Source organism: Allofustis seminis DSM 15817 (assembly GCF_000374325.1).
Taxonomy (GTDB): Bacteria; Bacillota; Bacilli; order Lactobacillales; family Carnobacteriaceae_A; genus Allofustis; species Allofustis seminis.
In genome coordinates this window covers 19,689-44,919 of record NZ_KB894087.1, presented here as the reverse complement: position 1 = coordinate 44,919, position 25,231 = coordinate 19,689, and the positions used below count along the sequence as shown (strand labels likewise).

38 protein-coding genes are annotated in these 25,231 nt (G+C 37.1%); 3 read left to right on the top strand and 35 right to left on the bottom strand.

Annotated elements, in window-relative coordinates; genetic code table 11:
• Positions 1-234 precede the first annotated feature (234 nt).
• The 24 genes from C231_RS08630 to C231_RS0106910 all read right to left on the bottom strand — a co-directional run bounded on the left by C231_RS08630 (position 235) and on the right by C231_RS0106910 (position 18,095).
• Positions 235-378, bottom strand: a complete 144-nt coding sequence (locus C231_RS08630; RefSeq protein WP_018659921.1) for a hypothetical protein — start codon at positions 376-378, stop codon at positions 235-237.
• A gap of 232 nt (positions 379-610) precedes the next feature.
• Complete coding sequence (locus C231_RS08345; protein ID WP_018659920.1) at positions 611-1,618, bottom strand: peptidoglycan recognition protein family protein; 1,008 nt, start codon at positions 1,616-1,618, stop codon at positions 611-613.
• A 6-nt stretch (positions 1,619-1,624) separates the two neighbouring features.
• On the bottom strand, positions 1,625-1,879 hold the full coding sequence (locus C231_RS0107020) for a phage holin family protein (protein WP_026314406.1): 255 nt from the start codon (positions 1,877-1,879) through the stop codon (positions 1,625-1,627).
• Between the two features lies 1 nt (position 1,880).
• Positions 1,881-2,162: a hypothetical protein gene (locus C231_RS0107015; RefSeq protein ID WP_018659918.1), complete on the bottom strand. Its 282-nt coding sequence runs from the start codon at positions 2,160-2,162 to the stop codon at positions 1,881-1,883.
• Positions 2,163-2,177: 15 nt separating this feature from the next.
• Entirely contained in the window at positions 2,178-2,462 is a 285-nt protein-coding gene (locus tag C231_RS0107010) for a hypothetical protein (RefSeq protein ID WP_018659917.1), read from the bottom strand.
• Between the two features lie 2 nt (positions 2,463-2,464).
• The gene (locus C231_RS0107005) at positions 2,465-2,764 is read right to left on the bottom strand and encodes a hypothetical protein (RefSeq protein WP_018659916.1); all 300 of its coding nucleotides are present in this window, start codon (positions 2,762-2,764) and stop codon (positions 2,465-2,467) included.
• Positions 2,761-5,691 carry a phage tail spike protein gene (locus C231_RS08340; protein WP_018659915.1) on the bottom strand — a complete coding sequence of 977 codons (2,931 nt, stop codon included), beginning with the start codon at positions 5,689-5,691 and terminating at the stop codon, positions 2,761-2,763. The genes C231_RS0107005 and C231_RS08340 overlap by 4 nt, the downstream gene beginning before the upstream one ends.
• Positions 5,688-6,455, bottom strand: coding sequence for a distal tail protein Dit (locus C231_RS0106995; RefSeq protein ID WP_018659914.1), 768 nt, complete (start codon positions 6,453-6,455; stop codon positions 5,688-5,690). The genes C231_RS08340 and C231_RS0106995 overlap by 4 nt, the downstream gene beginning before the upstream one ends.
• Before the next feature lie 11 nt (positions 6,456-6,466).
• Entirely contained in the window at positions 6,467-8,776 is a 2,310-nt protein-coding gene (locus C231_RS08335; RefSeq protein WP_018659913.1) for a phage tail protein, read from the bottom strand.
• A 1-nt stretch (position 8,777) separates the two neighbouring features.
• On the bottom strand, positions 8,778-9,041 hold the full coding sequence (locus C231_RS0106985) for a hypothetical protein (protein WP_018659912.1): 264 nt from the start codon (positions 9,039-9,041) through the stop codon (positions 8,778-8,780).
• A gap of 80 nt (positions 9,042-9,121) precedes the next feature.
• The gene (locus C231_RS0106980; RefSeq protein ID WP_018659911.1) at positions 9,122-9,463 is read right to left on the bottom strand and encodes a tail assembly chaperone; all 342 of its coding nucleotides are present in this window, start codon (positions 9,461-9,463) and stop codon (positions 9,122-9,124) included.
• Positions 9,464-9,504: 41 nt separating this feature from the next.
• Positions 9,505-9,999, bottom strand: a complete 495-nt coding sequence (locus C231_RS0106975) for a phage major tail protein, TP901-1 family (protein ID WP_018659910.1) — start codon at positions 9,997-9,999, stop codon at positions 9,505-9,507.
• A gap of 13 nt (positions 10,000-10,012) precedes the next feature.
• A complete protein-coding gene (locus C231_RS08330; protein WP_018659909.1) occupies positions 10,013-10,387 on the bottom strand; it encodes a hypothetical protein in 375 nt (124 codons plus the stop codon).
• 2 nt (positions 10,388-10,389) lie between these two features.
• Positions 10,390-10,722, bottom strand: a complete 333-nt coding sequence (locus C231_RS0106965; protein WP_018659908.1) for an HK97-gp10 family putative phage morphogenesis protein — start codon at positions 10,720-10,722, stop codon at positions 10,390-10,392.
• The gene (locus C231_RS0106960; RefSeq protein ID WP_018659907.1) at positions 10,719-11,021 is read right to left on the bottom strand and encodes a hypothetical protein; all 303 of its coding nucleotides are present in this window, start codon (positions 11,019-11,021) and stop codon (positions 10,719-10,721) included. Before C231_RS0106960 ends, C231_RS0106965 begins: the two co-directional genes overlap by 4 nt.
• Positions 11,018-11,353 carry a head-tail connector protein gene (locus tag C231_RS08050; protein WP_018659906.1) on the bottom strand — a complete coding sequence of 112 codons (336 nt, stop codon included), beginning with the start codon at positions 11,351-11,353 and terminating at the stop codon, positions 11,018-11,020. The genes C231_RS0106960 and C231_RS08050 overlap by 4 nt, the downstream gene beginning before the upstream one ends.
• An 8-nt stretch (positions 11,354-11,361) precedes the next feature.
• On the bottom strand, positions 11,362-11,631 hold the full coding sequence (locus C231_RS0106950; RefSeq protein WP_018659905.1) for a hypothetical protein: 270 nt from the start codon (positions 11,629-11,631) through the stop codon (positions 11,362-11,364).
• A gap of 12 nt (positions 11,632-11,643) precedes the next feature.
• Positions 11,644-12,510, bottom strand: coding sequence for a hypothetical protein (locus C231_RS0106945; RefSeq protein WP_018659904.1), 867 nt, complete (start codon positions 12,508-12,510; stop codon positions 11,644-11,646).
• Between the two features lie 15 nt (positions 12,511-12,525).
• The gene (locus tag C231_RS08045; RefSeq protein WP_018659903.1) at positions 12,526-13,122 is read right to left on the bottom strand and encodes a DUF4355 domain-containing protein; all 597 of its coding nucleotides are present in this window, start codon (positions 13,120-13,122) and stop codon (positions 12,526-12,528) included.
• A 396-nt stretch (positions 13,123-13,518) separates the two neighbouring features.
• Positions 13,519-13,743, bottom strand: a complete 225-nt coding sequence (locus tag C231_RS0106930) for a hypothetical protein (RefSeq protein WP_156808124.1) — start codon at positions 13,741-13,743, stop codon at positions 13,519-13,521.
• Positions 13,740-15,185: a minor capsid protein gene (locus tag C231_RS08325; protein WP_018659900.1), complete on the bottom strand. Its 1,446-nt coding sequence runs from the start codon at positions 15,183-15,185 to the stop codon at positions 13,740-13,742. The genes C231_RS0106930 and C231_RS08325 overlap by 4 nt, the downstream gene beginning before the upstream one ends.
• A 2-nt stretch (positions 15,186-15,187) precedes the next feature.
• Positions 15,188-16,528: a phage portal protein gene (locus C231_RS0106920; RefSeq protein WP_018659899.1), complete on the bottom strand. Its 1,341-nt coding sequence runs from the start codon at positions 16,526-16,528 to the stop codon at positions 15,188-15,190.
• Entirely contained in the window at positions 16,529-17,734 is a 1,206-nt protein-coding gene (locus C231_RS08035) for a PBSX family phage terminase large subunit (protein ID WP_018659898.1), read from the bottom strand.
• Entirely contained in the window at positions 17,727-18,095 is a 369-nt protein-coding gene (locus tag C231_RS0106910; protein WP_018659897.1) for a terminase small subunit, read from the bottom strand. The genes C231_RS08035 and C231_RS0106910 overlap by 8 nt, the downstream gene beginning before the upstream one ends.
• A gap of 99 nt (positions 18,096-18,194) precedes the next feature.
• On the opposite strand from C231_RS0106910, the gene C231_RS0106905 reads away from it, so the two are divergent.
• Both C231_RS0106905 and C231_RS0106900 read left to right on the top strand, forming a co-directional pair.
• Positions 18,195-18,380 carry a type II toxin-antitoxin system HicA family toxin gene (locus C231_RS0106905; protein ID WP_018659896.1) on the top strand — a complete coding sequence of 62 codons (186 nt, stop codon included), beginning with the start codon at positions 18,195-18,197 and terminating at the stop codon, positions 18,378-18,380.
• Positions 18,381-18,431: 51 nt separating this feature from the next.
• Entirely contained in the window at positions 18,432-18,818 is a 387-nt protein-coding gene (locus C231_RS0106900) for a type II toxin-antitoxin system HicB family antitoxin (protein ID WP_018659895.1), read from the top strand.
• Positions 18,819-19,215: 397 nt separating this feature from the next.
• On the opposite strand, the gene C231_RS08320 is transcribed toward C231_RS0106900, so the two are convergent.
• The 10 genes from C231_RS08320 to C231_RS0106845 form a co-directional block, all read right to left on the bottom strand.
• Complete coding sequence (locus tag C231_RS08320; protein WP_018659894.1) at positions 19,216-19,623, bottom strand: DUF722 domain-containing protein; 408 nt, start codon at positions 19,621-19,623, stop codon at positions 19,216-19,218.
• 127 nt (positions 19,624-19,750) lie between these two features.
• On the bottom strand, positions 19,751-20,401 hold the full coding sequence (locus C231_RS08315; protein ID WP_018659892.1) for a RusA family crossover junction endodeoxyribonuclease: 651 nt from the start codon (positions 20,399-20,401) through the stop codon (positions 19,751-19,753).
• Between the two features lie 32 nt (positions 20,402-20,433).
• Positions 20,434-21,390, bottom strand: coding sequence for a Lin1244/Lin1753 domain-containing protein (locus tag C231_RS08020; protein WP_018659891.1), 957 nt, complete (start codon positions 21,388-21,390; stop codon positions 20,434-20,436).
• A gap of 33 nt (positions 21,391-21,423) precedes the next feature.
• Entirely contained in the window at positions 21,424-21,837 is a 414-nt protein-coding gene (locus C231_RS08015; RefSeq protein ID WP_018659890.1) for a single-stranded DNA-binding protein, read from the bottom strand.
• A gap of 11 nt (positions 21,838-21,848) precedes the next feature.
• Positions 21,849-22,805: a PD-(D/E)XK nuclease-like domain-containing protein gene (locus tag C231_RS08010; protein ID WP_156808122.1), complete on the bottom strand. Its 957-nt coding sequence runs from the start codon at positions 22,803-22,805 to the stop codon at positions 21,849-21,851.
• On the bottom strand, positions 22,750-23,505 hold the full coding sequence (bet, locus tag C231_RS0106865; RefSeq protein ID WP_018659888.1) for a phage recombination protein Bet: 756 nt from the start codon (positions 23,503-23,505) through the stop codon (positions 22,750-22,752). The genes C231_RS08010 and bet overlap by 56 nt, the downstream gene beginning before the upstream one ends.
• A gap of 44 nt (positions 23,506-23,549) precedes the next feature.
• Complete coding sequence (locus tag C231_RS08625) at positions 23,550-23,696, bottom strand: hypothetical protein (protein WP_018659887.1); 147 nt, start codon at positions 23,694-23,696, stop codon at positions 23,550-23,552.
• 13 nt (positions 23,697-23,709) lie between these two features.
• Positions 23,710-23,976 (bottom strand): hypothetical protein, encoded by a 267-nt coding sequence (locus tag C231_RS0106855; RefSeq protein WP_018659886.1) that lies wholly within the window; start codon positions 23,974-23,976, stop codon positions 23,710-23,712.
• A gap of 77 nt (positions 23,977-24,053) precedes the next feature.
• Positions 24,054-24,329 carry a helix-turn-helix domain-containing protein gene (locus C231_RS0106850; protein ID WP_018659885.1) on the bottom strand — a complete coding sequence of 92 codons (276 nt, stop codon included), beginning with the start codon at positions 24,327-24,329 and terminating at the stop codon, positions 24,054-24,056.
• A gap of 129 nt (positions 24,330-24,458) precedes the next feature.
• A complete protein-coding gene (locus C231_RS0106845; RefSeq protein WP_018659884.1) occupies positions 24,459-24,689 on the bottom strand; it encodes a helix-turn-helix domain-containing protein in 231 nt (76 codons plus the stop codon).
• Positions 24,690-24,835: 146 nt separating this feature from the next.
• Here C231_RS0106845 and C231_RS08480 point away from each other — a divergent pair, with 146 nt between their 5' ends.
• The gene (locus tag C231_RS08480) at positions 24,836-25,003 is read left to right on the top strand and encodes a YjzC family protein (protein WP_018659883.1); all 168 of its coding nucleotides are present in this window, start codon (positions 24,836-24,838) and stop codon (positions 25,001-25,003) included.
• Here C231_RS08480 and C231_RS08005 read toward each other — a convergent pair.
• Positions 25,000-25,185: a hypothetical protein gene (locus C231_RS08005; protein ID WP_018659882.1), complete on the bottom strand. Its 186-nt coding sequence runs from the start codon at positions 25,183-25,185 to the stop codon at positions 25,000-25,002. The genes C231_RS08480 and C231_RS08005 overlap by 4 nt on opposite strands.
• Positions 25,186-25,231 lie beyond the last annotated feature (46 nt).

The following is a 25,231-nucleotide window of genomic DNA, read 5'->3' as shown; positions in this document are numbered from 1 at the left end:
GTCGGTAACCGTCAACCGTTGCTTTTCTGCGGTTCTTTTTTTCCCATTTACGGCTAGCTCTCAATTGTGCTTCACTCGTTTTATTTGTCATGACGATCACCCTTCTGTTTCACTTGTAGGTATAATAGATACAATAAAATAAGTGTAATGATTTGTGCCATTTGCATTTTCCCCTTTCTTTATTTATAATAAGGGTGTAGGGAGAGCTCTATCTCTCCCATACCCTTTAGACGATTAATTTCCTAGCTGGTGATTATCGTCTTTTTTGTTGCCTTTTTCTAACTCTTTATAAGTTAGATATGCGATATACGCAGTAATTAGATTTGGCAACGATTCAATGAACGCCGTGACAAGTTTTGTTATGTTGTCTTCATTCATTTTCCTCACCTCCTTACAACATTATTATATAACGTTGGCGGTATCTTGTCAAACCTTTTCCTAAACTTTTTTTTAATTATTTGCATAAAAAAAGAGCCCATTTATAATCACTAAATGGGCTCTTTAAGATTGCGGAAACCTTGTATAAAACTCATTAGAAATCAAACAAAAAAAGCGTACCCCTATGAAGAAGTACGCTATTTGAACTATTGGGAATTTCCCAATAGTTTGTTTATTTAATTGTTGCACCAGTATCTTTTCCAGCGTAGATTGCCGCTTTCCCAAAATCTCTTGTTTGAATGAAATAGACATCAGTTAAGGGACTGCCTAAAATATCATAGGTTAGTCCACCAAACTTCGCTGGATTCAAGTATCCAACTTCATTTCCGATGGTATAAGGACCATCTACTTTATAAATGCGCCAACTAGAAGCCGTTTTAGGCAACACCAACTGCTTTGTATTTTTACTAGCTACAGGCTGATTACTTCCTTTTGTAACTTTAGCCCCTGTTTCAGCTCCCGCATAAATCGCCACACGGCCAAAATCTTGCGTGTCAATAAGATAGACGTTAGCAACGGGCGTTCCCTTAATTTCATAAGTCAGTCCGCCAAATTTTGCAGGTCTTAAAAAGCCAACTTCGTTTCCAACAGTGTAAGGACCATTTGTTCTATAAATCCGCCATGTGTCTGCATTGGCGGGTAAATGTAAAGTTTTTCCAGCACTTTTTGAACTTGACGGCCGAGAAGGTGTTACAGTAACTGTTCCTTTCCCGCCCAAGCGTGTTCTCCATGCGTTCATTTGTTCTTTAGTGAATCCATTGCAGCGAGAGTTGTTATTCACTTCCCAATGTGCTTTAACTGCACTTGCTGGCAGATTTAGTTTTTTCATCAGGTAGCGATTAATCCACTCTAACGTATCCAATTGTTCTGAAGTATAATCGTCATAGCTTCCTGCTTCCACACAAATGTGGACACAGTAGTGATTGCAGTTTGCAACTCCCCAAGTCATTTGATCTAGATCGTAATTTTGATAAATTTTTGCATCTTTATCAATGTAAAAATGATAGCCCCCACGATCCCACCCGTGGTGAGACTCCCAATATTTTTCATGGTTTTCAATGCTTGCTCCCGATTTTCGATAAACCGCACTGTAATGGTTGACAATTGTGGTGATGCCACTTAGTGGGCGATTATGTGGTGGGTTTCCAAGCGATGCGTTACGTCTGTCGATGATATTCATCAGCACTCACTCCTCTTTTTTTAGTTGTTTATACATCTGATTTCCAAAAGTAGGCACACCTGCCACTAAAATTGCTTGAACAATAGTATTTGCGTGGTATCCGCCAAGTGCTAGAGGCGTTAATCCCAAGCTAATTACAAGTAAAGTTAGTGGTATCCATCGATTATCTAAAACATTCGTATGCTTAATAATTTCGCCTAAAATAAAAAGAACTGGAATCATCACCAGTCCTTCTTCAACAATGTAACTCATAATATCCATTTTATGCATTCCCTCTCTTTTCTAAAAAGTTAATTTTTTCTTCATGCCGCGCCGCTTTTTCTTCCAATCCATAAATTTTTTTTTGATGTTCGCCAATTTGTATCCACAGTTTTTTTCGATCAGCAGCAGAAGTTTCTAGTCGGTTATTCGACAGTTCAAGTTCATGTTTGATACTTACCAGTGTATCATTTAATGTTTTAATTCCCCGATAACCGCCATAAAAAATACTCATCAAAAAACTGATGAGCGGCATCCATTCTTTCACAAAATACGCAAATTCCACAATGACATCACACTCCTAACCTTGCATTTTAAGCGCTACAAACTTTGTTATTTCGTCTTTTTGTAAAACTTTCATCTCACAGTCGATCCCCGTGAATTTCATAAACATTTCTTGCATTTTAGCTGCTTCTTCTGCACGGTTTTGTTCTTCAAACTCGGTTGCGTTGTTATATTCAGTTGTCCAATAAACCGACCCGTCCCAACGGCTCACTTGTAAAAGTTGTTCCAATTGCTCTTTTTCTTCACCCTTGCGCAGTCGAACGACATAGTACGTAGTTTTTTCTCCAACAAATTTACTCATGGCTATACCTCCTCTTGAATTAATTTTTCAAATGCGAACAGGTCGCTAATTGACAGTTCTACATCTTCTAGTTCCTTTTGCGTAAAAGTAGGAAGTGATACGTCTTGCTCTTCCTTCATAATTTCTTCAATCATTTTTTTATCTTTTTCATCTTCTAATACTTCTTGCAGCGGCTCCAGTAGAAGCGGCAATTCTTTTGCAAGCTTGAACACTTTAAATTTTAGCGCTCCTTTGATAGGTTTTTCTTTCATGTCAAAAACTGTCATGTTTAAGGCTAGCAGCTCTTCATTTTTTAGTTTCATAAATTAAGTTTCCTTTCTAATCTTTCAATACGTTTTTGTTGCTCTTTTACAATCGGAATTAAGTGCACCCACAGTCTGTCATATTCAATCCCCTCAACTTCGCCATCCGCACCGTATGTGACATGCTCATTCAGTCCAATATCACGAACATGTTCCGCAATCAGACCCACATGGCGCTTCATAATCCCCCGATCTGCAAATTCCGCATTCGGATTACTCATTTCTTCTGCGCGTTCTTCAGCTTCTGTCTTGTCAAACCACGATGATACGTTTAACTTCAAAAGATTCATTGAATGCTTGAGTTGTTCTTCATAAGTTTTAAACTGATCTTCAATAAGCAGTTTATATTTTGAAGCAGAGGTTGAACGACCGAGAACACCCGATGAAGTAACGTACATATTTGATGAGTAGGAGTAGGTGCGGTTATAAATCGTTTTTGACTGGATATAAAACCCAGAGGAGTCTAAAGCGGAAGTTATATAGCCAACATTTCCGCTTTTATTAACGGTCACGAGAGAAATTTGTTCGTTTGCGATATGAATTTTTGCACCCAAATCTTTACTTTTATGTTCAATCCATAGCCCATAATAACTACCAAAATTTCCGCCATAAAGGTGTAGTAGTGGCCCGTCATTTGCTTTGATGTAATTCGTATGGAGCACCGATTTGTTTCGAAGTACGAGATCTTCATAAAAATTAATCTCTCGCATAAAATAGTTAATTCGCATAATATCCGTGTAAGCTTTAGAATTTTCGGCTGTTTTTTTAGATATTGCGAAACCCTTTCCATACTCCAATCCTATCGAAACGAAGTGTTCCCACTTATCTCGAATATCGCTTTGAATCCCCATCATTCCCAAATGTTCATTCCCTTGGTTGTAAAACTCAAATCGCCCGCCAGATAATGAAGCACTATATCCAAATGGAGATTTTGTTTTTAAAGCATTTCCTGTAATTTCGATGTCTCCGCCAGAGATGGCATTCCATCGCGTACGTAAAAATTCACTGGTCAAACCCACAATTTTATTAGCGTTTAAGTTAATAATATTGACACGCGCCGCATTTAGCGTTCCAGTGTTGATTTTATCAGCAGTAAGCGATTGAATATGCGATGATTTAATCACCGCATTGTCAATAAGTGAACGCCCGCTTAGATGAATTAAATCGCCTTTAATTCGCACTGAGCCATTATATTGGTTAATTTCAGATAGCACTTTCCCGCTTTTATCAGTTACCGCATTCCAAATGTTGTTCGCATCTTGGCGAACAATAGACATCACATCCGCTTGTGATACCTTTTGCTCGATCAAGTTGGAAAGTTGCGTAATCTTGCTATTTCCTAAACCGTCAAAAACTTCCGATCGAATTCCGTTAAGTGATTGGGTGATCTTGCTAAAGGATTTTTCATTATCCAGTATGTGGCTTTGAATGAGGGAATCACTTCCAGCTAAAGAGCGCTCGAAATCGCTTAAGCGCTTATTTTGTTCAGTGCGAAGTTGCTCAATAGAAGAATTGTTTGTACTAATTTCTTTTTGTAATTCTTTAAGCAATCGCTCGACATCGTCTCTTACTGCAGTTTTTAGAACTTCTTTCCAAATTTCACCATTCCAGATATAAAGAATCGTTTCTTTTTCATTATCTGGGTCAGGTTTGAACCATAAATCGTTGACACGCGGTTTAACATTTAATTGACGCGGATCAACTTCTCCTTGAAAAATTCGATTCAATCCATCCGCCGTTGTCATTGCATCCACTATTTTTTCAACCGTTCCTGGGATCGAATCATTTATTTTAGACGTTGTATCACTTAGAATGCGACGTGCTCTTTTGCCTTGAGATTCGAACAATCGATCTCCCAACTTAATTTCTGTTATTTTATTCGTCAGCACATCGTAAGTTACTTCAAAAACTCTTGTATAATAGTCAAATCCTAGGTCAGGGCGCACCACGCGTACTTTGTCGCCAATTTCCGCATTCAAGTATGCTGTGGTTGTTTTCATCATCACTTGTGGATGGCTCGTTTGTTCTAACGCTAAATAGGTTTGTCTTAGTAAATTTTCTTTGTCCTCTTCTTCGCTAAACTCAATAAACCCAATCTTCGGCTCCAACTTTTTATTTCTGCGGATACCATAACGCTTCGTCAAACTAGGAATTTCAACATATTTTTGACCCAACGGTTTATCGACAGGATCTCCTTTAGATTTTTTCCATTCAACATCTGCAAAGTTTATTTTTCTACCGTAAGTAATGCCCCCATTAGAGGTCTCGCCAACCTCTTCACCTTTCCCACGTCCGATAAGTGCCGTATATACTTCAGATCGGTCAACTTCTTTTAAAATTTCAAGAGCGTTGTGCCCATAGACCACTCGTGCGCCAGAGTTTTTCCCTAACGCTTTTTTAAATTCGATATATCGATTACCAATTCCTTGATTTGTGATTTCAACAATCAATTGAAATTCCACATTCCAAACGCTCGCATATTTTTTTAAAGCAGTAAAGACATCGGTATAGTAGGCGTTTGTACTTCTTTTACCAACCTCAGGAACATAGCCGATGGTCCAATTTGTCCCTTGGACGAGTTGTCTAGCAGCAGTTCTTAAATCTGAATTCCATGGCCTTACATCATAAACAGGTGTTTTTCTTAACTCTTCAATTCCACTATCTACACCTTGTAAAATCGTAATATTTTTTTCTGTTGTATAATCTTTCAACCAGAAGAAGAAATATTTGTAGGCGGCATTTTTTACTGGAATAGCCAAATACTCTACTTCTTTTAATACATCATCTTCTATATTTAAAATTTCAACATATAATTGGTTGGACAAGTAGCCTTCATCTGTTATCGTTTGTTTGTGATCTGCTTTTCGAACCGCCTTTTGAGAGACTCTACGCATTAATTTTTCATGCTTATCAAATAGTAAAATCATAGTTTCTCATCTCTCCAAACTACCAACACCAACGTTCCATTTTTTACCGTGATAAGATCTCCATCACGCAAATAAAATGTTTCAGGATAACTTTGTAACTCCAAATCGCTGGCGATGTTTTTTCTGTTCTTTTGTATGATCACTTGTTGCTCCTCATAAATGATTTCTACTAAGTCACCACTAGAATAACTCCCACGAAGTTTTAACGTTTCTCGACCGTTTGAAACTTCAATCGTTTCTGTTGTATTGGCATGTAAAGTGATTTTTTGTGGAAGTACTCTATCGGCATATTCCAATGAAATGTTTCCCTTGCTCTGTTGTTCTTTTTTAAAAGCAAATGGCTGAAAGCATGTGATCACAAATGAGCCTACCGCAACTAAACCGTTTATTTTCGGAGTACTTGCATCTGTTAGCATGCCGTAGTAATGCCAATCAGGCTCATCATCAAATGTCAAATCTAACTCAGGTTTGAGTGCTTGATTGAGTTGTGCAAACTTCTCTCGAACTTCTAAAGGACTGTTTGATTTCAGTTCATAAGTAACCTCTAATTCCCGAACGGGTAGTTGACGATAATTAAAAAATGCCCCGTTCCTCAAAGGAATTTCGGTGGCATTTACGTTATATCCAATTAATTCTCTACCCATTACAGAAAGTTGCTGATAACCTTCTATATACTGATTTAGCCCTACTCCATTAATATTCATGTTATCAGAGGGAGCTAATATTCCGTTCTTTTCTTCATTCGTGTCTACAAATTGATACATTTTCTCCCTCCTTAATAACTTTCTAGCGATAACTGAATATTTTGTTGAGCAGTTATATCTTCGACGAATGCTTTAAATTCTGCACGTCCCATATTCATGCTAATAACGACGGGCTGTTTTGGTAAACTTCCAATCTCATGAGATATAGCGGATTGAATTTGTCCGCTTGTATGAGCTAACCTACCATTAATATCAATGGTTTGCGATTGATTAAATCCATTATTAATAGATGCAGCCATTCCACGAACCGTTTGCTGGACATTCTTAAAGTTTTCACTCAGTCCTTGATCTAAACCATCCATAATAGCTTTACCTGCAGGAATTAACAGTCGCTTATCATAGCTAATAGGTCCTTTGTTATCTTTAATCCAAGTTCCAATTCCACCAACGAATTTTTTGACGGAACCCCACATAGACCTTAATCCATCTAAGAATCCACCCATTATTGCACTACCTGCACTAAATAGATTGATATCTTTTAGTCCGCTAAATAATCGTTTGATTTTATTAATGATCCCTTCTACTCGGGTTTTTGCACTAGATACGGCATTAGCAAAAGAACTCCAAGCGCCTCTTAAAGTAGCACTCATTCCTTGTCCACTTGACCCTAATGAACCAAAAAAGCTTTTAATCTTTCCGATTACTGTTGAAATTGTTTCTTTAACAGTGGAGATTTTAGTTGAAATAAAGTCCCACGCTGCAGATAATCCAGCTTTTAATACGTTCCCAGATTCTTTTAATGAAGCAAAATTTGTTTTAACCGTTTCTATTGCCCCCATAATGAAGTCTTTTGAGCTTTGAATAATATTTGTAATGTTTTCCCAGGCAGATTTCATTAGCTCTTTTAGACTTGTTCCAGCTTTCCCAAAATTACCGAAAAATCCGATAGCAATTCCTATCCACTCCGCAATTTTAGAAAGTGCTGGCGAAATATAATTAAATACATCTACCAGAAACTGAATAACGGGGGTTAAATACTCAATGATAATTCCCATTAATTCAAATGATCCAACAATTCTTAAGACTATTCCATGGATGATTCCCCCTAATAAGGAACCTAGTATTTCGAACGCCGGAGTCAAAAAATCTGCAATAGCTGAAATTAAAGGTTGAGATTTTTCCCATAATTTAGCAAAAGCTTCTACTAGCATTTCAATAGATGGTCCTACTATTCCTGAAAACTTTTCGAATCCTGCAGAAAGAGCCGGCATAATCGTCTGACCTAATTTCTCTATACCGCTAGTATCTATTCCAGAGAATACCTCACCCACATAGCGACCAAAGTCTGCAATTAAATCAATAATATTCTCTACAGGAGTTGCTAGTGAACTTAAGCTATTTCGAACTCCACTACTAAATGAGTTAATCATTTCTCCCATAGTCTTTAGACCGTTTGACTTCAGAGATTCGTCAATAGGAATTAAAAAGCCGACTCTTATTCCTTCTTCGATTCGCCCTTTCATATTGACTAAGGCTGTACCGATTCCGTCTGTCATATCTCGTGCTTGTTGTTCTAGATTTGCAAAATCTCCGTTCCCATTAACTGAAAGTTCATGTAAAGCATCTCCGAACTCTTCAAAAGAAATCGTGCCATCAGAAAGTCCCTGTTTTAATTCTTCCGTAGACATGTTCATCATTTTAGCCATTTCATTCATTGTAGGCCCCATATTTTGCATCAAGTTTTCCCACTCATGACCATTCATGGTGCCTCGTTGTAATGAACGGCTAAACATCTCTACTGTACTATTGACTTCTTCTTGGCCCTTGCCCGTGGCCAGAATTGCATAGTTCAAGTCTTCAAATAATTTCCCAGCAGATTCAATATCTTGATTAGCCATCGAAATTCGCTGGATATTTTGGATCGCGTCATCCGCTGATGTAGGCAACCCGTCTAACGATTTTTTCATACTTTCGATTGTACGTTCTGTTTCTTTAATCCCAAATCCCATATTTTCAAACACTTTATTTGCGTTATTTAGCGTATCAAATCGAGAAACTGCCCCGCCAATCGAATCTTTAATCATCCCAAAACCTACAGAAACCGCTTTAGTAATTCCAATAGCTCCCGCAATCTGACCGATACCAGACATGAAGCTCTTTAAACCACCAGAAAAACTTTTTTGAGCACTGTCTCCTATGTTTTTTAATCCAAGCTCTGCTTTTCTTGCTTCAGTCATGAATCGACCGTTAGCCTCTCTTAATCTACCTTGTGAATCATAAAATGCACCAACATCTTTTTCAGCTTTTTTAAAACTCTTAGAAAATTGATCCGCACCTGAAGCTTTAAAAATTGCTTCTACTGTAAATGATTGCCCTGCCATCTTATCCTCCTTTCTCGTTCGCTATTCTCAACATTTTCATCAATTTCTTATCTTGTTTCTTAGTAATTTCTAACAATTCTTTCTCATGCTTTTCATAGTTAAAGAAATCTTCAAATTTTTGATATCTAGGAACTTGTTTATTCCCACGGTTTCGTGTGTCAGTCACTGCATGATTCAAGAAAGCTTGTAAATGGATATCATGCATTTCGTCTAATCTCTGTAACTGCTTTGACTTCATTCGAATTTCGTATTCTTCAAACGTCATGTCATCTAATTCTTTTAAAGATTTAACACCCAAATGACGAAAAGCATTGATCGCAATATCTTCATAGGTAATCTTCTTTTTTAGTTCATGTTTCGAAAGGCTTCGAGTGTTCCTTTTACTATAGAAGACTTTCCCATGGCCTCATTAACTTCATTGAATAGTTCATTAATTTCACCGTGTTTCTCTGCATACTTTTCGATAGCATCATCCACTTGTTTTTGTGACGGATTTCCTTGAGCTGAACAACGAATAACATCGGAGAGTGTTGCTGGATTATACTGAGAAAGACCAATTGCTGCCATACCAATTCCGAAATCTACTGCTACTCCGTCTCTTTCAACAGAATAAATTTCATTCAACTTGCGAACAAAACCAATGCCAAACTTTAGCTCTCTTAACTTTCCATTAATTTCAAATTCCATAAAATACCTCCTTATAAAAAAAGGGAAGGGTTACCCCTTCCTTATTCTTGTTTTGCGGTTGTGTCTTCAAATACGTACTGCACCACTTTTGCTTGTTCTTCTGAGAGTGTAGCTTCTCCTCGTGCTCCAGTTCCGTTAATCACAAATTCTAATGAAAGTTCAATATCATCTTCTGCATTAGGATTTTGACTGTAGTCTGTAATGTATCCTTGATAATAGGTTGCCTTAAACTTACCACTTGTCGCTTCTGCGGAGCGATCAATATCCCAAATTTCCACAATCTCGTTTTTTAAGTGAGCGTCCCATAAGTCATCGACTAACTTATCATTTTTAGCTAAGACACTTGTGGCACTAATTGTGATTTCTGCTTGCCCTGCCGACTGAACACGCCCGTCTTTTGTTGCATATGAATCCACATCTACTGAACTAGATATCTCGTGTTCTGTTTGATATGCTAATTTGCTTGCGTCTTTTTCTCCATTTTGAGAAAGAAGACGAAAGAGTAAGATGCGGTCAATCCCTTTTACTGTTTCCATATATTTTTCACTCCTAATATTTAATATTAAAATCGATAATCCCATGTAATAAATCGCTGCCTGTGGAACTATCCACAATAATCCGTGTGTCAGATTGCAAAAGTCGCATTCCAAATTTGTTTCGTACGGCATGCTCTAACTCCGTCATCATATTTGATAAATACCCACGTTTTTTATAGTCGTTATGCCAAACATGAACGGTAATCTGCGTACGACCATTTAGCGAGTCTTTATGAATGCGTTCGTCTTGCTTAAATTGTTCTCCGATAAAAACAAAAGGATAGTCCACTCGTTCATCAGGTAAATAATCATACGTGTCGTATCCCAATTCAACTGATGCCATACGAATGGCTATCCATATTTTTTGCTGTGGTGAAATTGAAATCACCTCTATTTCATCAATCTTTTCATATCTTTTTCTAACTGAATAATTTGTGAATTAAAAGAAGGTCGCATAAAAGGTTGAGCGGTCATAAATCGAGTACCCCATTCAACGTATCCGGAGTATCCTGCCGACGCTTTTACAATTCCAGTAAATCCATTGTCACGAATATCCATTTCAATCATACGTCTCATGTTCCCCGTATCGACTGCTGCCTTTCTTTGCGCTTTGTTTTGCATCTCGCTCGTGTTTTGTAAAATGACTCGTTTTATATCACTATCAGTCGCTTGTTCCTTTAAATATCTACTAATTACGTCCAATCCCGTTATCTTTACACTCATTGTTTCTCACTCACATAAAATGTTGTAAAACGTCGCAATTCACGTTTATTGTCTACTTGATACTTTCTATCATTCATACGAATAAAATCGAATTCATACCCGATTCTATCGTGTACTCGAATGATATAAGAACCACGCTTCAAATTACCGTATAAAAATTGCATTTGCTCTTCACTCGTATCACTAACGCTCGCCCAAACCTCGAAAACTGTCTCTGAAGACTCATCATAATTACCAGTATTCGGATTAAATTGCGGCTTCGATTCTTTAACCATTTCTATCTTCTGATCTGCTCTCATAAGAATCTCACCACCCCAGTTTTAGGTTCACGATATTTATTTAGATAAGCAGTAATCACGCTTTCATACGGTGCGAAGTCGTTAGCTAAATACTGCGCTGAATATCCTTCTACGCTTTGCGAAGAAATGCCTTCTGCTCCGATTCGGTTATAACGCATCACTACTAGCTCTAAAACGATGTAAGAAAGGCTTTTTGGTACTTCCGTTGGTGGTTCTTTTAATTCTTCTAATCTTCCCAAGATTTGTGTTTTTGCGTTCTTAATTAATAGATTCAATAATTCATCTCGTGTGTCATCTTTAATTTCCAAAAGTAATTTGACTTCTTCTAACACTCAATCACCTACTTATCTAGTGATTTTTGTTTTTTCTGAGCCTCTCCCTTTCCCTGAACACGTTCTCCGTTTGATAACTCATACCAACCGCCGCCCGTATGTTTTGGAAAAATTTCTTTTTCTTCGGTTGAAGCTTCTTGAATGAATCCTGATTTTACTAGTTCATCTAATCGCTTTTGTTCGACTTTTAAGTTAAAGCGTGGGTACCAGTCATTGAACTGATACTCACGCTCTTCATCTTTCATATCTTTGAAAGGCTTTAGCACTCTATAAAGCATTTAGACCACTCCTTAAACTCCAGGAGTCGCTTCGATTTTACCAACCACTACTCCGTCAATCACTTCTGCGAACAATACTAAGCCATAAGCAGTGACTGTTTCTGCTTGTAGACGTTGTTTGTTGATGTCATGAGTGACCCCAATAATTCCAGTATCATCTGTGGTGAAATCAAACGCTTTGTCAATTTCTCCACCGTTCATCACTGCAAAAGCAGCTACTAAGTTTTGGTCTGCTGTTGAGTAAATCGTTCCTTGTGGAATATCACCATGCATGAAAACTACACGGTTGTTTAAAAAATCTTGTACATACGTCATTCCGAATGTATTTTGAGTGGTAATTTGTGCATTTCCTAAATATTCTGCCGCATCAAATGGGTTCATAAATGAAATAACTTGCACTTCATCTTCATCAAAGGTTGCATTCACAGTTGCCCAGTTCTGAGCCATGACTTGTTGTAAGTTTTCACCTTTAGCTTCACCTTTACCTGTTGCCAACTGTTGTAATAGCTTGGTTCGAACAGCTTTTTGAATTTCACGGATAAAAGCATTGTCTGAACGAACAATCGCATTTTCAAATCCAAACTTCTGAATATCTTCCATGGTGACTGCCTTACGACGTTTATCCCATGTCAATTCGTGTGAATCTGCTTCTACTAATGAAACTTTAGAAAGTGGAATCACTGCACCTGGCTCCACAGTTCCATCAGCAAGCTCAACGTCTGCTTTCGTGTAAGTTTTTAACAATGTTCCTGCGTGCATTGGCTGTAAACGTTCAATTCCTAATAAATCTTTTAAAGATTTAAATTGCTGATTAAAACGACCTACAAAATCAATAGATAGTGCAGTTCCTAAATTAGTTGATAAGTTTTGTTCTGGCATAATTAAATTCTCCTTTTATTTAAATAAATGTGCGTTCTCCTGAATTGCTTTCAGTCGTTCGCTTGTGTCCTGAATCTCCATAATCTTTTCTTTTGTAATAGGTGGATTGCCAGAGTAGACTTTCGGAGTCTTTCCACTGAGCGCTTCCTTTACTCCTTCTTCTACTTTAGCGTTCACCAACTTTACAAACTCGTTGACTGCGTCTTGTGTCTCTTCTGCAGTGTCTTTTACCACAAATCGAAGAATACCATCCGTGGATTGAATAGAATGTTCAGAAAGCATTTTTGAAGCTTCTCGAGCTAGACCATTGTATGCGTCTTTACGTTTTAATTCTTCTAGTTCTTGTTGTAGCTTCTTGAATTCCTCTTCACGTCGCTCATCGTCGTTTAATTTGGCTAAACGTTTAGCTTCTTCTACTTCAGCTTCTAGTTGCTCTCGCATTTCTTTTTCAAGTTCTTTACGAGCTTCTTCTTTCGCTTTCGACTTATTTTGTGCAATCAATCGATTAACTTCGTCCTGTGTTAATAATTTTTCTTCTGTTTCTCGAGTAGATTCTTGAGTGTCGACTGTCTCAGTTTCTACTTCCTGAACAGTTTTTGTTTCTTCTGCCATATCGTTACCTCCGTTTTGAGACCGTATGTCTATGCCATTTAACGACCGTATGTCGAGAAGTTTTTCGTCATTTCGGACAATAAAAATAGCCACTACTCGTGGAGTAGTAGCTTATGTTTTTTCTGTAAATTTCCCGCACTTCTTACAAGTTGCAAATGACCTGCACTCAATCCCGTATTCTCGCCACTTCCATTCATGGACACATAAAAATTTCTGAATGAACCAGCACTTCAACTTCCATAATTGATACATTATTTTCCCTCCTTACAGATAAGCCGCTTTTCTTCCGAACACGGCGATCACCTCTTTCTATGCTTCGGTATACGTTTTCCACATAGAGCTACAGGCTCACTCCTTTCTGTACATAAAACTAGCACCTAACTTTATAGTTAAGTGCTAGTTATTTATTCCAAGTTTTTTAAGTGCTTCTTCTTCTGAAATTTCTATGTAATCATTTGGACTTTTCGGACTTTCGTCATAAATATCTGCCATAAGGTAATCTGTTAGTATTCCTGTTCGCACCCATTCTCCATCTATCAACATATATTTTTTTTGGCCATATGATTTAACAATTGTTCCTTTATTCTCGTTATCTAACAACTCAAAATATTGAACCATCATTCCACACTCCTAATGTTATTGGGTACTAATAACCTTTTAGACAATTTAAACATTTGATCATCAATTTCTAAATATTTTGGTGAGTTTTTATCTTTAATTTTTCTCTGCTTCTCATACAACTCATGCAACTCACCATTTTTTAAATCAAAGCTTTCTTTCGTGTGATATTGAATCTCAAACTCATAGCCTTCTGGTGAGTATACATTTGTGTTAATACCTTTATACGGGCTCTTAGGATCAATCCACGTGTTCTTTACTTTACTTATAGTATACCCTTTATTCTCAAGCTTATCAATTGCTTTAAAGTATTCAGTCACTAAATTATCTGGTGTCCCAACAAAAGTATAACGTACCACATCTCGCATTTTATCATAAGGGCGGTCATTAACTTTTCTTTTCAGAGAACCAACACTTTTCAATCGATATTCAAGCCCACCTAAATAAGCATCTAATGTTTTTTCAATTGACAACATATCAGTAGTTATTCCTGGTTCCATATCCATCGCTTCTGCTCGATCATTTAATTCTTTTCGACTCGATTTCGCTGCCACCGAACACCGACAATTGGGATGCATAGGTGCTGCATTTTCACCGGGTGCCATGTCTTTCACTTCAAACGTTTTCCCGTCGAGTCCTCCACAGATGGAACAGGTTTTACTATCTGTTTCAGCAATAAATTCATACTTCTGTACTCCAAACTCTTCAAACGCTAGTTTTTGTGAACTGCTCTGTACTCTGGCAGATTCGGTGATAGATATTCGCTCTGAAGCATACCGTTTATTCTCAAAAGCTTCCCGCACGTGTTTTTTAAGGATACGTGACGCTTCATTCGGATGTCGTCCTTGAATTAAAACTTGCTCAATCACCTTTTCTAAATCTCGTTGCATATCAAACATGCTTTTCCATACTCGGTCAGAGTAGTGAGCCCCTTTAAAATCCGCCTGAGCAATTGCTTTTGTTTTACGTATTAAGAGGTTTAAATCGGGAATACTTTGTCCTAATATCCCTGCCTGACGTATAATTTCTTCGTACGCTTCTTGATCCAGTCTTTCTTTTAATTTTCTCTCTTCTTCATCCGCTAAAGCAATCAGTTCTAACCGTATATTTTCATAAAGAAGTCGCAATCGATTCATTCGCATTTTTACGTTGTAGGCTCGTAATTCGTCGTTTGCCCGTGGAGAAAAGTCCTTCTCTTTTACATATTTTTTTGCTTTTGTTTGAAACGCTTCCACGTCCATTTTAGAAATCTTTTCTCGTGCATCCACAATAGACAATTGTTCTCTTCCAGCATATCGTGCAAGCTCCGCTTGAATTTCTTTTTCAATCTCAGATTGCGCTCGTAGATAGATTTCTTGGAGAGTACGGTTATATTCTGCGTCTCTTTTAAACAACGATTCCATATACTGTTTTTCTTTATTCCGTTGTTCCCAATAACCAGTCATGATTACTCACTCTTTTCAAAGTCGTATAAAGCAGGTCCCACATCTTCTGTTTCCATTCGTCCCATTTCATCTTTCGCATTGTCCACAATGGATAATGCTTGTAGTTGCGTTTCTTTAGAAACCACACCGTCAAGACCTCGTGCAATTTCTACTTCCTCACGAATGTTTCGAGGTAAATTTCTAGTAAATGTATATTGAATATCCAGCCATTCGTTGCGGTCAACAGGTGGAACATTTGTTGGCAGCGCAAAAAACATCTTAAAAATTCGATTGAGAGCCTTAATAAACTTACGCTCTTTAACTGCAGCTAGATTACGCATAGGTTGCAATTTAAATTCAAGAGCAACTCCACTCATATTTGTTCCACCAAAGTTAATATCCGAAATATTAGCAATCATACTTGTTTCATAAATCAGACGTTCCAATCGGTCGAGTAGATTTTCTTGTGTCTGATCTCCGTCTGGCTTATCTAAAAATTCTACTACGATGTCTTTTGCTCCAGTAACTCCACCTTGATTAAACATATTAATAATACGATTGTCTCTAATTTTATGGGTTCCTTCTTCATCTAACTCCACGCCTAAAACAGAGAGATAGGCATCTGCAAAATAATCCACATCGTTTGCTTTTTCAGAAATCGCTTTGTTGTAAGCATTTGTTAAAGACTCCGTCACGCCCACTAAACTTAATCGCTCGTCATTCTCCACGAATTCTACAATCGGCACATCTTCATAAAAATGAGGACGTTCATCTGTTAGAACAATTCCGTCTTCCCCGTTTCTGATTTCATAAGAATGCGTCGTTGTATGTAATTGTCCTTCAATTTCGTTATCTTCGTTCTTTATGTAATACACTGCAAAAAGAGGCTCTTGCGCAACTGTTTGCTCATAGACTACAAAGGCATTTTGTGGACGGATTCGTACCGCTCGAGACTGCGCATCTTCATCTTGATACAAATAAGCAAAAGCGTGCCCGTAGATAGAAGACTGCTTACTCATTTCTGAAATTAAATCAGGCATCTCACTACGTCGTTCAAAATCGTTAATAATGTCATCAATCGTTTTATTTTGATCATCCGATTTATCCGGATTATTATAACTAATTTTAGGGGGCACTCCTACAAAGAAACCATTGAAGTTATCCACTTGGTATCTTGGAAAGTTAACAATCAATCGGTTATCTGGCTTATAGTTTTCTTTTTCTTCTTGATTTAATATCGGAGCATTTCCGACATACAAATTATAAAGTTCATCGTATCGCTTAATTTTCTCTTCGTGCTGTTTGATAAAATCTTCTACTACTGACGCAGTAATCTCTGTGTCTTTTGGATAGGTAAAATACAACTATATCCCTCCTTTAAAGAATTTAACTTGAGTTTTGTTTTGAATCATTTCGTTTTCAAGTGCGTACCTTAGCGCATCTAATAAGTGGTTGTTTGCATCTACTGGCTTAGGTATTGCGTTCCCGTCTTTATCTTCTCTCCAGCTGTAGCTGGTCAATTCCTTAATTGTATTGATGCAATGCTCGTCCACGACAAGCTGATAACCTTGAATCCATTTGATACCATGCTCAATACTTCCTGGTCCTTTTTTTGCCGCCAGTGCCCGTATGCCATGCCTTTTTAAATCTGCAATGCTTCGAGGTTCTGAGCTGTCGCACGTGATCATTTCATTGTTAATTTTCATTGCTAGCTTGCGTGCCAGTGCATCGATGTGTTCTTGCACAAGATACATTTCATCAACAATATAAATTCGTTTATGTTTATTGTCTAAATGAACTCTAATAAAAGCTGTCGGATCTTCTGCAAATCCAAAATCCAGTCCATTGAAATGGTTGTCGAATGTGTTTTTAATATCTGATAGATCTTCTTTCTTCCAATTTGTATAAACTAAATTACCCACACTACCCCATTCACCCAAGGCGTATATTTTAAAATACTGCGGATCTGTCGTTTTCATTGTCTGCAACGTTTGAATATATTTATCATCTAAAAACGGATTATCTTTATATGTCGTCTTTAAGACAAACGCTTGCTTATCCCCAATATCAAAAAAACGCTTTTTTAACCAGTGAAGCTCACTAATTGGATTAAACGTGAGGGTCATTTGATAACCCAGTGCGCTTGTTCCTCGCATACGTAAATCTAACTGACTGAAATCGGACTCCGTTATTTCCGACGCTTCTTCTACCCAAATGCGATTAATATTTGCAACAGACTTTAACTTTTCCACATCGTCTAAGCCGCTAGTGATTAAAGATGAACCATTTACACAAGTCATACTCATCTCCGTACGGTTAATTCTAAATAAATGAGTCAAATTGTACTCTGCTATCATTTCCACTAATAATCTAAAAACAGATATTCGAATACTTTTTCCCGTCTTACGAACGACTAAGTATGAATATCTGTTATCTTGCAGCATATTAATTAATGTTTCTTGTGCCAAGAAGTGAGACTTCCCTGAACCAGCACCTCCATAAATAATCCGATATCTCTGCTTTGTTTTTAGTGCAGATTTATAAGAAGGAGCCAACCGAATTTTAGTCATTGTCTGCCCACTCAATTCGAATATCAACGTCACCTGTTTGTTCCACTTGGTCCAGAAATGCCCCATAAGTTTTCGCAATAAGTTCAGACGCTTTAATTCTTTCGTTTAACGTGTTTTCATCATCTCTGACTACATTTGTCCAGAACTCTTTCACTTCTTGCATATCGGCTATCTTTTCAGCGTCTAGCAGCTTGTTGCGCTCTTCAATATAGTCTTGCATCCCAACAATTCCCAACAATCGGTATCCTTGCCGGTCTGCATATTTTTTACTGTATCCAGCGTTAATCGCCGCCTGAGTAATATTTCCCGTGATGATATACTCATCAGCGAATCTTTTTTGTCTTGCGGTTAATTTACTCATATATCATCATCTCATTTTTAATTTATATTTTTTTTAAAAAAGGCTTGCGTCAAACTTTGATACGTGTTATAATACGTATAGAAAGAAAGGAGTTAAGCAATGAAATCTAGAGATTTAATAAAGCTAATTCAAAAAGACGGCTGGTACAAAAAGAATACAAAAGGAAGTCACCACCACTTTATTCACCCCACAAAGAAAGGAAAAGTGACTATCCCACATCCGCGGAAAGATATTCCAATGAAAACAGTAAACAGTATCTTGGAGCAAGCGGGTTTGAAAAAATAACCCGCAAGCTTTTGCTTAACTTCTTTTAAATAAAAATTAGGAGGAATACACATGTCACTTTACTATGCAATTTTTAATTTTGATGTTGATGGTATCAATGTTTCTTTTCCCGATATTGACGGAGCGTTTACCTGTGGTGAAGATATGCACGAAGCCTTATATATGGCAAAAGACTTACTAGAAGGCTTACTTGTTGATATGGAGGACGAAGGAGAATCGTTTCCTGTCGCTTCCACTCCTCAAGATATTGATGTCCCACAAGGAGACCTATTAATTCCCATCGAAGCAAACGTTCAGTTAGCTAGAGAAAGATTTAATAATACGTTAATTAAAAAAACATTGTCTATTCCCAACTATTTAAATATTTGGGCAGAAAAAGAAAATATAAATTTCTCCGCCACTCTTACAGAAGCACTAAAAAACAAACTAGGAGTCTGAGTTTTCAGGCTTCTTTTTTATTCCACAATAAAACCCACCCAGCAATTGACTGGATGGGTAAACAAAGAAAGGAGATGAGGCTATAACTAATAACACTCGTTTGGCCTTGCACATCATAAAGGCCAAGCTCTCGTCCAGGAGTTGCACCTAGAGAACAAATGGCCACAATTTATTCAATCTCATCGAGAGTCTACACGTACGCTTTGAACACAACATATAGCAATTAATAACGACTGCATACGTGAGAATTGCAAGCAGAACGTTCACGGTTCATCTATTAGTTCGGTCTGTCCAGTCAGTCTGCAAGTTTTGTTTTTTAAAATAACTTTTATCTAAATTCCCACACTACCAATTTACCACACAAAAAGTAGCTAAAAGTGCAAAGAAAGTGCAATCATTAATATAGTCCCAACTTTTCTGCAATTTCTTTTAGTACTTTGTCTCTTACATAAAAACAATTTCTACGTGAATAATTTGTAGCCATTGATATTTTCTCCCATGAGTCACCAAACTTTTTAAAATATCTCGCTTCAATCACTTGATATTCAACAGCAGATAATTTAGACAAAACGTTTTCTATAATCTTCCGCTGTCTTTCTAAAGCGTTCAGTCGCATATCTTGGTCTAGCGTTAATACAATTTTTTCAATCGGATTGTTCGGTAAATTGCTTCTCCCGCCTCCAATATTTTCGTCTTCTTTTTTTGTGGGATAGAGGAGTTCCGCTCTTCGCTTTTTAATCTCAGTATCCAGCAAAGGATAATCTTTCAGTAATTGCTCGATAAATCGCTTTGTTGCTTCTTTCACGTGACTCCTCCTAAAATTAATTACTCGTCTACAGGCACTGCGAATGCCCAAAATCTTTCATCAATGTTTTTTGTTTTCTTGTCTAGCACCTCTTCAACCTCTTTTAACATGGGTACACTCCTTATTTTTAATACGGTTTAAAGTCACGTGCGTAATAACATTTTTCACATACTCCGTATCCAAACCCTTGTTCGGTATGGATACGACGACTAGTATACGTATCACCAAACTTCAATTTCTTCCCACACCATGCACAGGAACAAACTTTGTCCATGTCTCTAGAATAAAAGGCCGCTCCGTCTGGCAGTTCGTAACGCTCATATTTTTTAGTTGTGGGCATATACACTTGTGCAAGCTCCATTTTATTCATCTCCTGTTCTTTCTGTTTTCGTTCGATGTTTTGTTCACTCATATAAATTTCTATTCGTGGATTTTTCTTGTCCACATCAAACTTATGAGAGATATTTCCAACCTGTTCCCACCCGTCATTTTCTAGTAACCCCGCTTTAACTAATCCATCAAAGATGAATTTAACGGCACTCGAAATGTTGTCTTTGTCCTTGCGACGATTTTTGACGTACCAAATAAATGTGAAATTGACAGGCAGCTTATCTAAAACAATTCCCTCTCTCATCGCTTTTAATGCATACATTTTTACATGATGATCTGTTTTTTGTTTTAAATGATTTGCTGCATATCGATTCGTTCGATTTGCATGAATAATTTGATTCATTCCAGGAAATTCTCCAGGAATGATAATTTTTTTGATTTTATGCATAAAACTATTAATCTCCCAAAATTAGAATTCGCTTAAGTTCTGACTCGCTCCAGTCTTTTCAATACCTCTTCATTCGGTATTGGTTGTTCTATGTTTTTATACTCACTTTTGTTCTGCTTTTCATTTTTCATCCAGTCTGGTATAGACTCCACTCGTCTACCGTGCATTGTTTTTTTCTTGAAAGCTAAAGATTCTGCTTTCGCTTGTTCTAGCGTTTGAATGTTTTTGTCTATCCAATTTTTCATGATAGCTTTTGCATAAGAATAACTTGCACCTTTTTTGATGGTCAGTTGAAGAGCATACACTACCACTTCCGTATTGAGGTCAATAACCCACTGTTGCAAATCTTGAGCAATTAGTGGAGTAAGGACACCAATATTTTCTTGGTAAATTCTTGAAATCTTTTGAAAACCATTCTCATTTTGGGCACACTTTTCCCTAGGTCGCTGATCATTTTTGACATCCGCATGGTCTTTGTTGTCTTTTATTTTATTTTTATTTATTTTATTTTCTTTTATTTTCTTTTTATTGCCATTTTTTGCCATTGCGATAGTAGTAGCTTTGCTATCATCTTTTGTAGCATTTGCCATAGCTTTGCTATCTTTTGTTATCTTTTTGCCATCTTTATCCTTTTTGTTCCAGCGCTTTTGTGCACCTTTTTTCCCAGCGGCCGCACGCTTAGAACTGATATCCTCCATCATACTCATTCTTCGGTTTAAACTTTCGGAGTAGAAACACTCACCTTTTTCATTTTCGGTGAAGGCAAATAACCCAAAATCTTCAACGACCGATTTTACAACTCCTGCATCTGCACGAAGGTCAAAGGCTAACGCATTGTAATCTTTGACACTCGTATAATCTTCTTGGTCGCGGAGTCTTTCTATAAGCATCCAGTAAATACCATAGCCAGCAGCGCCGTGTTTCATTCTTAGATTCAAGCATTTTTCATCATTTCGCGCATTACTATCATGACTAAAATATTCCGACATAATTCTCCTCCTCTCTAAATGTTTTTTACATTTTTAAAAAGGAAGTTCATCATCTACAATAACTTGTTCATTTTGTTGTTTAAATGAATTATTTGAAAATTTATTAACTTGTTCTTGCGTATTATTCAACGTGGCTTGTTGATTGTTAGCTGGATCTAAAAAATCAATCCAATTTGCAACAACTTCTGTTCGAGCCACTTCATTTCCATTTTTGTCTGTGTAATTATTATTTGTTAATTTTCCACTAACCCCAACTTTGCTACCTTTTTTACAATATTGAGTAGTATTTTCTGCCACTGTGTTCCAAGCGGTTACTCGAATCCAAGTAGTTGGTTCGTTCGAGTTTTCGCTAATGGCCAAATTAAAATTTAGTACATTTTTTCCATTTTGTGTCTGTCTTAGCTCTAAATCGTGACCAATTCTGCCAATTATATGTACACTATTCATTTCTCACTCTCCTATTCAATCAATGCTGATGATTCTATAAAATCTGTGATCGTTTTATGCCCTCTACAGTACTCACATTTTCCGCATTTTTTAGGTTTTTTTTGACCCATTTTTACTTTATCAATGTGATCAATTCTTTCTTCTAACATACTTAATTCAAAGTCCTTTTTATGTTCATCAACATAAATTGCCTCTACGTTACTAGGCGTTTCCTTGCTAACCGCAAAGATAAATCCTTCAAACGGTTTTCCGTAGCGTTTTTCTAGCAGCTTTTCATACACTGCCAGCTGCAACACATAACCAAATGATTCAACAAAACTCACATATCTACCATAATCTTTTGACCAATACCTTTTATCAAATTTAGCATTTGTTTTTAGATCAATGAAATATCCATCTTTTATATTGAGTAAGTCAATTTTACCTTTCCAATCAATTCCAAATAATTTTCCAGTGACGGGTACTTCCCTCTCACCTTTCCATAGATGATGGAAAAGAGGCTCATCTTCCACCCGATTGATCATTTGTTCAGCGATTGAAAAATCGCGATAAATTTTTCCGTGTAAGAAGGGTTTGTCGCCCTCTATAGACTCATAAATATCAACTAATTCTTCTTTCTTTGCAGTCTTTTTATAATCCAGTCCTAAACTATCTAATGCTTTTTTATATTGTGCTACAGTAGCATCTGCATAAATCAACGATCTGTTTTTTTCTTTAAATCGTTCATGGACTTCTGGACTTTCAAAATAGCTATGCACATAATTTCCGACTAATAATGCGATAGGATCACTTTCAGGTTTCCACTCTTCTTTCAACTCTGCTAACGCCGCCGCTTCACATTCTACAAATTTTTTATATTGGCTAACTGACATATACTGCCAGTTAGCTTCTGCACTGTAATAATCGTTATCATTATTTAAGTTCAGCGGGAATGATTGACTCGTCTTCGCCTTCAAACAAGTTTGCATTTTCCATCACCTCGCTTGCTTCTTCAATCTCATCTTCTTTTTCTGTTTCTTCATCATCAGGCGACTTAAACCCTTGAAGTAACTTTTTAGCTTTCGAACCCGTTGCTTGAACCTTTTCTCTTTCTTGCGATTCGTCATAGCGTGGCTCATCTTCTGTATATAACGTCCCGAGCTCTTCTGGGAACGCTTCACGTAGTGCATTGACCAACGCAACTTTTCGAATCATGTTCGCGGGCATATCTTTCCATGTCGCTTGTCCTTTGGAATACTCTGTCAAGCTCGTTTCAACAAAAATAGGATAGTCAATATCTTTTCTATAAACTGCCGCCCAACCCGCCAACAACTTTTCATTTGGATAAACCGCTTGTCCTTCTTTTTTCACAACATCTCCTTGCGAATTCAGCACAGTAATTCCGGCTTTGTATCCGTTGAATTGCGACTGTCGATTTGCTCTTTTCATAAATGCCTCTTTCCCAACAATCATTTGCGCGGGTTTATCGCCGAATTTCACAATATATGCTTCATTTAAAAATGGATTCAACTGTGAATATCGGCACAAATTCATAAAGTTGAACGCTTCATTCATAGTAACTTTTCCATTTCCTTTAGTGATAAATTGGTCGACAATTGTTGGCGAAAGTTTCACCTCGTGTCCATTTGCTTCATATGTTACAATTTGAGATTTTGCTTGATTTGTCATGTTAATTTCCCCCTATTTTTGTTATACTTAGTTTGAATGTTTTTTTATGCGCTCTTGTGTCCAGCAAGAGCCTTTTTATTTTCTTTCATTTCAGCAATAATTCGCTTAGCAGTTTCTAAATACTCGGTTCTTTTATAACGAATGTACATATCTATATTTGCATTCACTTCTTGAATGTAATCTTTTTTCATTTCTTTACTCCTTTCAGTAGCCATATCTTTTTTTGTAGTTGTAAATTTGGTCTTCTAACTCTCTGCTTCGCTCTTTTTCAATTTCTAAGTCGTAATAAATGCGTTCACAGTAATCGAACGCCATAAGTACCATGTCCACTTCTTCTTTATGTTGCGGGGTCAATTCATCATTTTCTAACAGCCGTTCGTATTTATCGATCATCTTTTCAAATTTCGGATCCTTTGTGATATTAATAACCGTTGGATACTCCATACCAGCCATGTAAAAACTCTCTTCCATGAACTTGCTCTCCTTTCTTTAATGCATGGATATGCATTAGAATTTTTGATTAAGCATTCTACCGTTTGTTTTTTCACTTAATCCTCCCCTTTAATTTTTCTTCTAGCCATAAATTCATCCAAGTCTTTTTTATCAAAAAGGTTACTTCCCGTCACATTAATCATTGGCAACGATTCCGTATTCACCCATGCACGCAACGTTCCACGACTTACGCCAAGATATTCTGCAGCGTCTTTTGAATTGAAATATCGGCGATTTTTGTCTGCAGAACGCTTTGTCAACTCATCAAGATATTCTTTCATGCCGTCAACCAATTGGTTGCATAGTGATGTTTCAAATTCTTTGCTAAACATTTTATCCACCCCCTGTTCACTTAAAGCCACCATCCAAGTGGCACGTTAAACGCAAGTAACACTCCAAAAATTCCAAAAAATAACGAAAATAACATCAGTTCTTTAGTTTGTTCGATCGTAAGATCCGCTTCAAAGAAGTGATTCAATTTTGCGTTTACCATTCTCCACATTTTTATCCACCTTTCTAAAAACGATTTCATACCCCAGCGCTTTTAGTAACATTTCAGCGGTTGCCAACTCAATATTTTTTTGTTTTCCATGTACGATTCTGCTTAGTGTAGATTGTGGAATGTTCGTTTCTTTTGATATTTGATATCTTGTTTTTTTAGAGTTATTAATTAATCGTATAATTTGTTTCAATTGAATACCCCCTATATGTTGTTGACAAAGTTATCCATAATACCATAAATGGTTGTGTATAACTAAGTAGTGTGTTATACTATGCTTGCATATCGACCAACTACCAACTGAGCGATATGCCTTTAATTAAAAAGCGAGGTGAAAATATGGCGAAACAACTATTTAAACCCGGCGAAGACAACAAGCCTAAAGGTAAATACAAGGAAGTTGGTCCTCAAGGAGGTAAAGTTTACAAGCCACGGATAGTTACCATTGATCCAGGCGACCGCTTGCCTCCTACTCAAAAGCCAGGGAATAAATGGAAAAAACTCTAAATGTAAAGATATTTTTTAGAGATACAATAACTCTTTCCCAAAAGATCTATTTGTATCCATGATTCAACGATACGTTCATCATTTTCTGTATATTTAGTTTGATAATGATGAACGGATTTGCTCACTCGTCCTACCGCTACCCCAATAGCGACTAGGGCGAGTGTTTTCATTATGTTTTTCATTCTTTCCGTCCTTTCTCTGATATACTCTCCATAAAGGAGGTGAAAC

What these genes read in the sequence shown, in the direction of transcription:
- C231_RS0106965 (WP_018659908.1), bottom strand. Translation starts at nt 10,722, where the DNA reads ATGAGTGTAAAGATAACGGGATTGGACGTAATTAGTAGATATTTAAAG.
- C231_RS0107020 (WP_026314406.1), bottom strand. Translation starts at nt 1,879, where the DNA reads ATGGATATTATGAGTTACATTGTTGAAGAAGGACTGGTGATGATTCCA.
- C231_RS08010 (WP_156808122.1), bottom strand. Translation starts at nt 22,805, where the DNA reads ATGCAAACTTGTTTGAAGGCGAAGACGAGTCAATCATTCCCGCTGAAC.
- C231_RS08345 (WP_018659920.1), bottom strand. Translation starts at nt 1,618, where the DNA reads ATGAATATCATCGACAGACGTAACGCATCGCTTGGAAACCCACCACAT.
- C231_RS08480 (WP_018659883.1), top strand. Translation starts at nt 24,836, where the DNA reads ATGGCGAAACAACTATTTAAACCCGGCGAAGACAACAAGCCTAAAGGT.
- C231_RS08625 (WP_018659887.1), bottom strand. Translation starts at nt 23,696, where the DNA reads ATGAAAAAAGATTACATTCAAGAAGTGAATGCAAATATAGATATGTAC.
- C231_RS0107010 (WP_018659917.1), bottom strand. Translation starts at nt 2,462, where the DNA reads ATGAGTAAATTTGTTGGAGAAAAAACTACGTACTATGTCGTTCGACTG.
- bet (WP_018659888.1), bottom strand. Translation starts at nt 23,505, where the DNA reads ATGACAAATCAAGCAAAATCTCAAATTGTAACATATGAAGCAAATGGA.
- C231_RS0107005 (WP_018659916.1), bottom strand. Translation starts at nt 2,764, where the DNA reads ATGAAACTAAAAAATGAAGAGCTGCTAGCCTTAAACATGACAGTTTTT.
- C231_RS08630 (WP_018659921.1), bottom strand. Translation starts at nt 378, where the DNA reads ATGAATGAAGACAACATAACAAAACTTGTCACGGCGTTCATTGAATCG.
- C231_RS08005 (WP_018659882.1), bottom strand. Translation starts at nt 25,185, where the DNA reads ATGAAAAACATAATGAAAACACTCGCCCTAGTCGCTATTGGGGTAGCG.
- C231_RS08325 (WP_018659900.1), bottom strand. Translation starts at nt 15,185, where the DNA reads ATGACTGGTTATTGGGAACAACGGAATAAAGAAAAACAGTATATGGAA.
- C231_RS08045 (WP_018659903.1), bottom strand. Translation starts at nt 13,122, where the DNA reads ATGGCAGAAGAAACAAAAACTGTTCAGGAAGTAGAAACTGAGACAGTC.
- C231_RS0106960 (WP_018659907.1), bottom strand. Translation starts at nt 11,021, where the DNA reads ATGAGAGCAGATCAGAAGATAGAAATGGTTAAAGAATCGAAGCCGCAA.
- C231_RS08335 (WP_018659913.1), bottom strand. Translation starts at nt 8,776, where the DNA reads ATGGCAGGGCAATCATTTACAGTAGAAGCAATTTTTAAAGCTTCAGGT.
- C231_RS0106975 (WP_018659910.1), bottom strand. Translation starts at nt 9,999, where the DNA reads ATGGAAACAGTAAAAGGGATTGACCGCATCTTACTCTTTCGTCTTCTT.
- C231_RS0106850 (WP_018659885.1), bottom strand. Translation starts at nt 24,329, where the DNA reads ATGTTTAGCAAAGAATTTGAAACATCACTATGCAACCAATTGGTTGAC.
- C231_RS08315 (WP_018659892.1), bottom strand. Translation starts at nt 20,401, where the DNA reads ATGCATAAAATCAAAAAAATTATCATTCCTGGAGAATTTCCTGGAATG.
- C231_RS0106930 (WP_156808124.1), bottom strand. Translation starts at nt 13,743, where the DNA reads ATGATGGTTCAATATTTTGAGTTGTTAGATAACGAGAATAAAGGAACA.
- C231_RS0106945 (WP_018659904.1), bottom strand. Translation starts at nt 12,510, where the DNA reads ATGCCAGAACAAAACTTATCAACTAATTTAGGAACTGCACTATCTATT.
- C231_RS0106985 (WP_018659912.1), bottom strand. Translation starts at nt 9,041, where the DNA reads ATGACGTTTGAAGAATACGAAATTCGAATGAAGTCAAAGCAGTTACAG.
- C231_RS08035 (WP_018659898.1), bottom strand. Translation starts at nt 17,734, where the DNA reads ATGACTAAAATTCGGTTGGCTCCTTCTTATAAATCTGCACTAAAAACA.
- C231_RS0106855 (WP_018659886.1), bottom strand. Translation starts at nt 23,976, where the DNA reads ATGGAAGAGAGTTTTTACATGGCTGGTATGGAGTATCCAACGGTTATT.
- C231_RS0106995 (WP_018659914.1), bottom strand. Translation starts at nt 6,455, where the DNA reads ATGTATCAATTTGTAGACACGAATGAAGAAAAGAACGGAATATTAGCT.
- C231_RS0106905 (WP_018659896.1), top strand. Translation starts at nt 18,195, where the DNA reads ATGAAATCTAGAGATTTAATAAAGCTAATTCAAAAAGACGGCTGGTAC.
- C231_RS0106900 (WP_018659895.1), top strand. Translation starts at nt 18,432, where the DNA reads ATGTCACTTTACTATGCAATTTTTAATTTTGATGTTGATGGTATCAAT.
- C231_RS0106910 (WP_018659897.1), bottom strand. Translation starts at nt 18,095, where the DNA reads ATGAGTAAATTAACCGCAAGACAAAAAAGATTCGCTGATGAGTATATC.
- C231_RS08015 (WP_018659890.1), bottom strand. Translation starts at nt 21,837, where the DNA reads ATGAATAGTGTACATATAATTGGCAGAATTGGTCACGATTTAGAGCTA.
- C231_RS0106980 (WP_018659911.1), bottom strand. Translation starts at nt 9,463, where the DNA reads ATGGAATTTGAAATTAATGGAAAGTTAAGAGAGCTAAAGTTTGGCATT.
- C231_RS08020 (WP_018659891.1), bottom strand. Translation starts at nt 21,390, where the DNA reads ATGTCGGAATATTTTAGTCATGATAGTAATGCGCGAAATGATGAAAAA.
- C231_RS08340 (WP_018659915.1), bottom strand. Translation starts at nt 5,691, where the DNA reads ATGATTTTACTATTTGATAAGCATGAAAAATTAATGCGTAGAGTCTCT.
- C231_RS0106950 (WP_018659905.1), bottom strand. Translation starts at nt 11,631, where the DNA reads ATGCTTTATAGAGTGCTAAAGCCTTTCAAAGATATGAAAGATGAAGAG.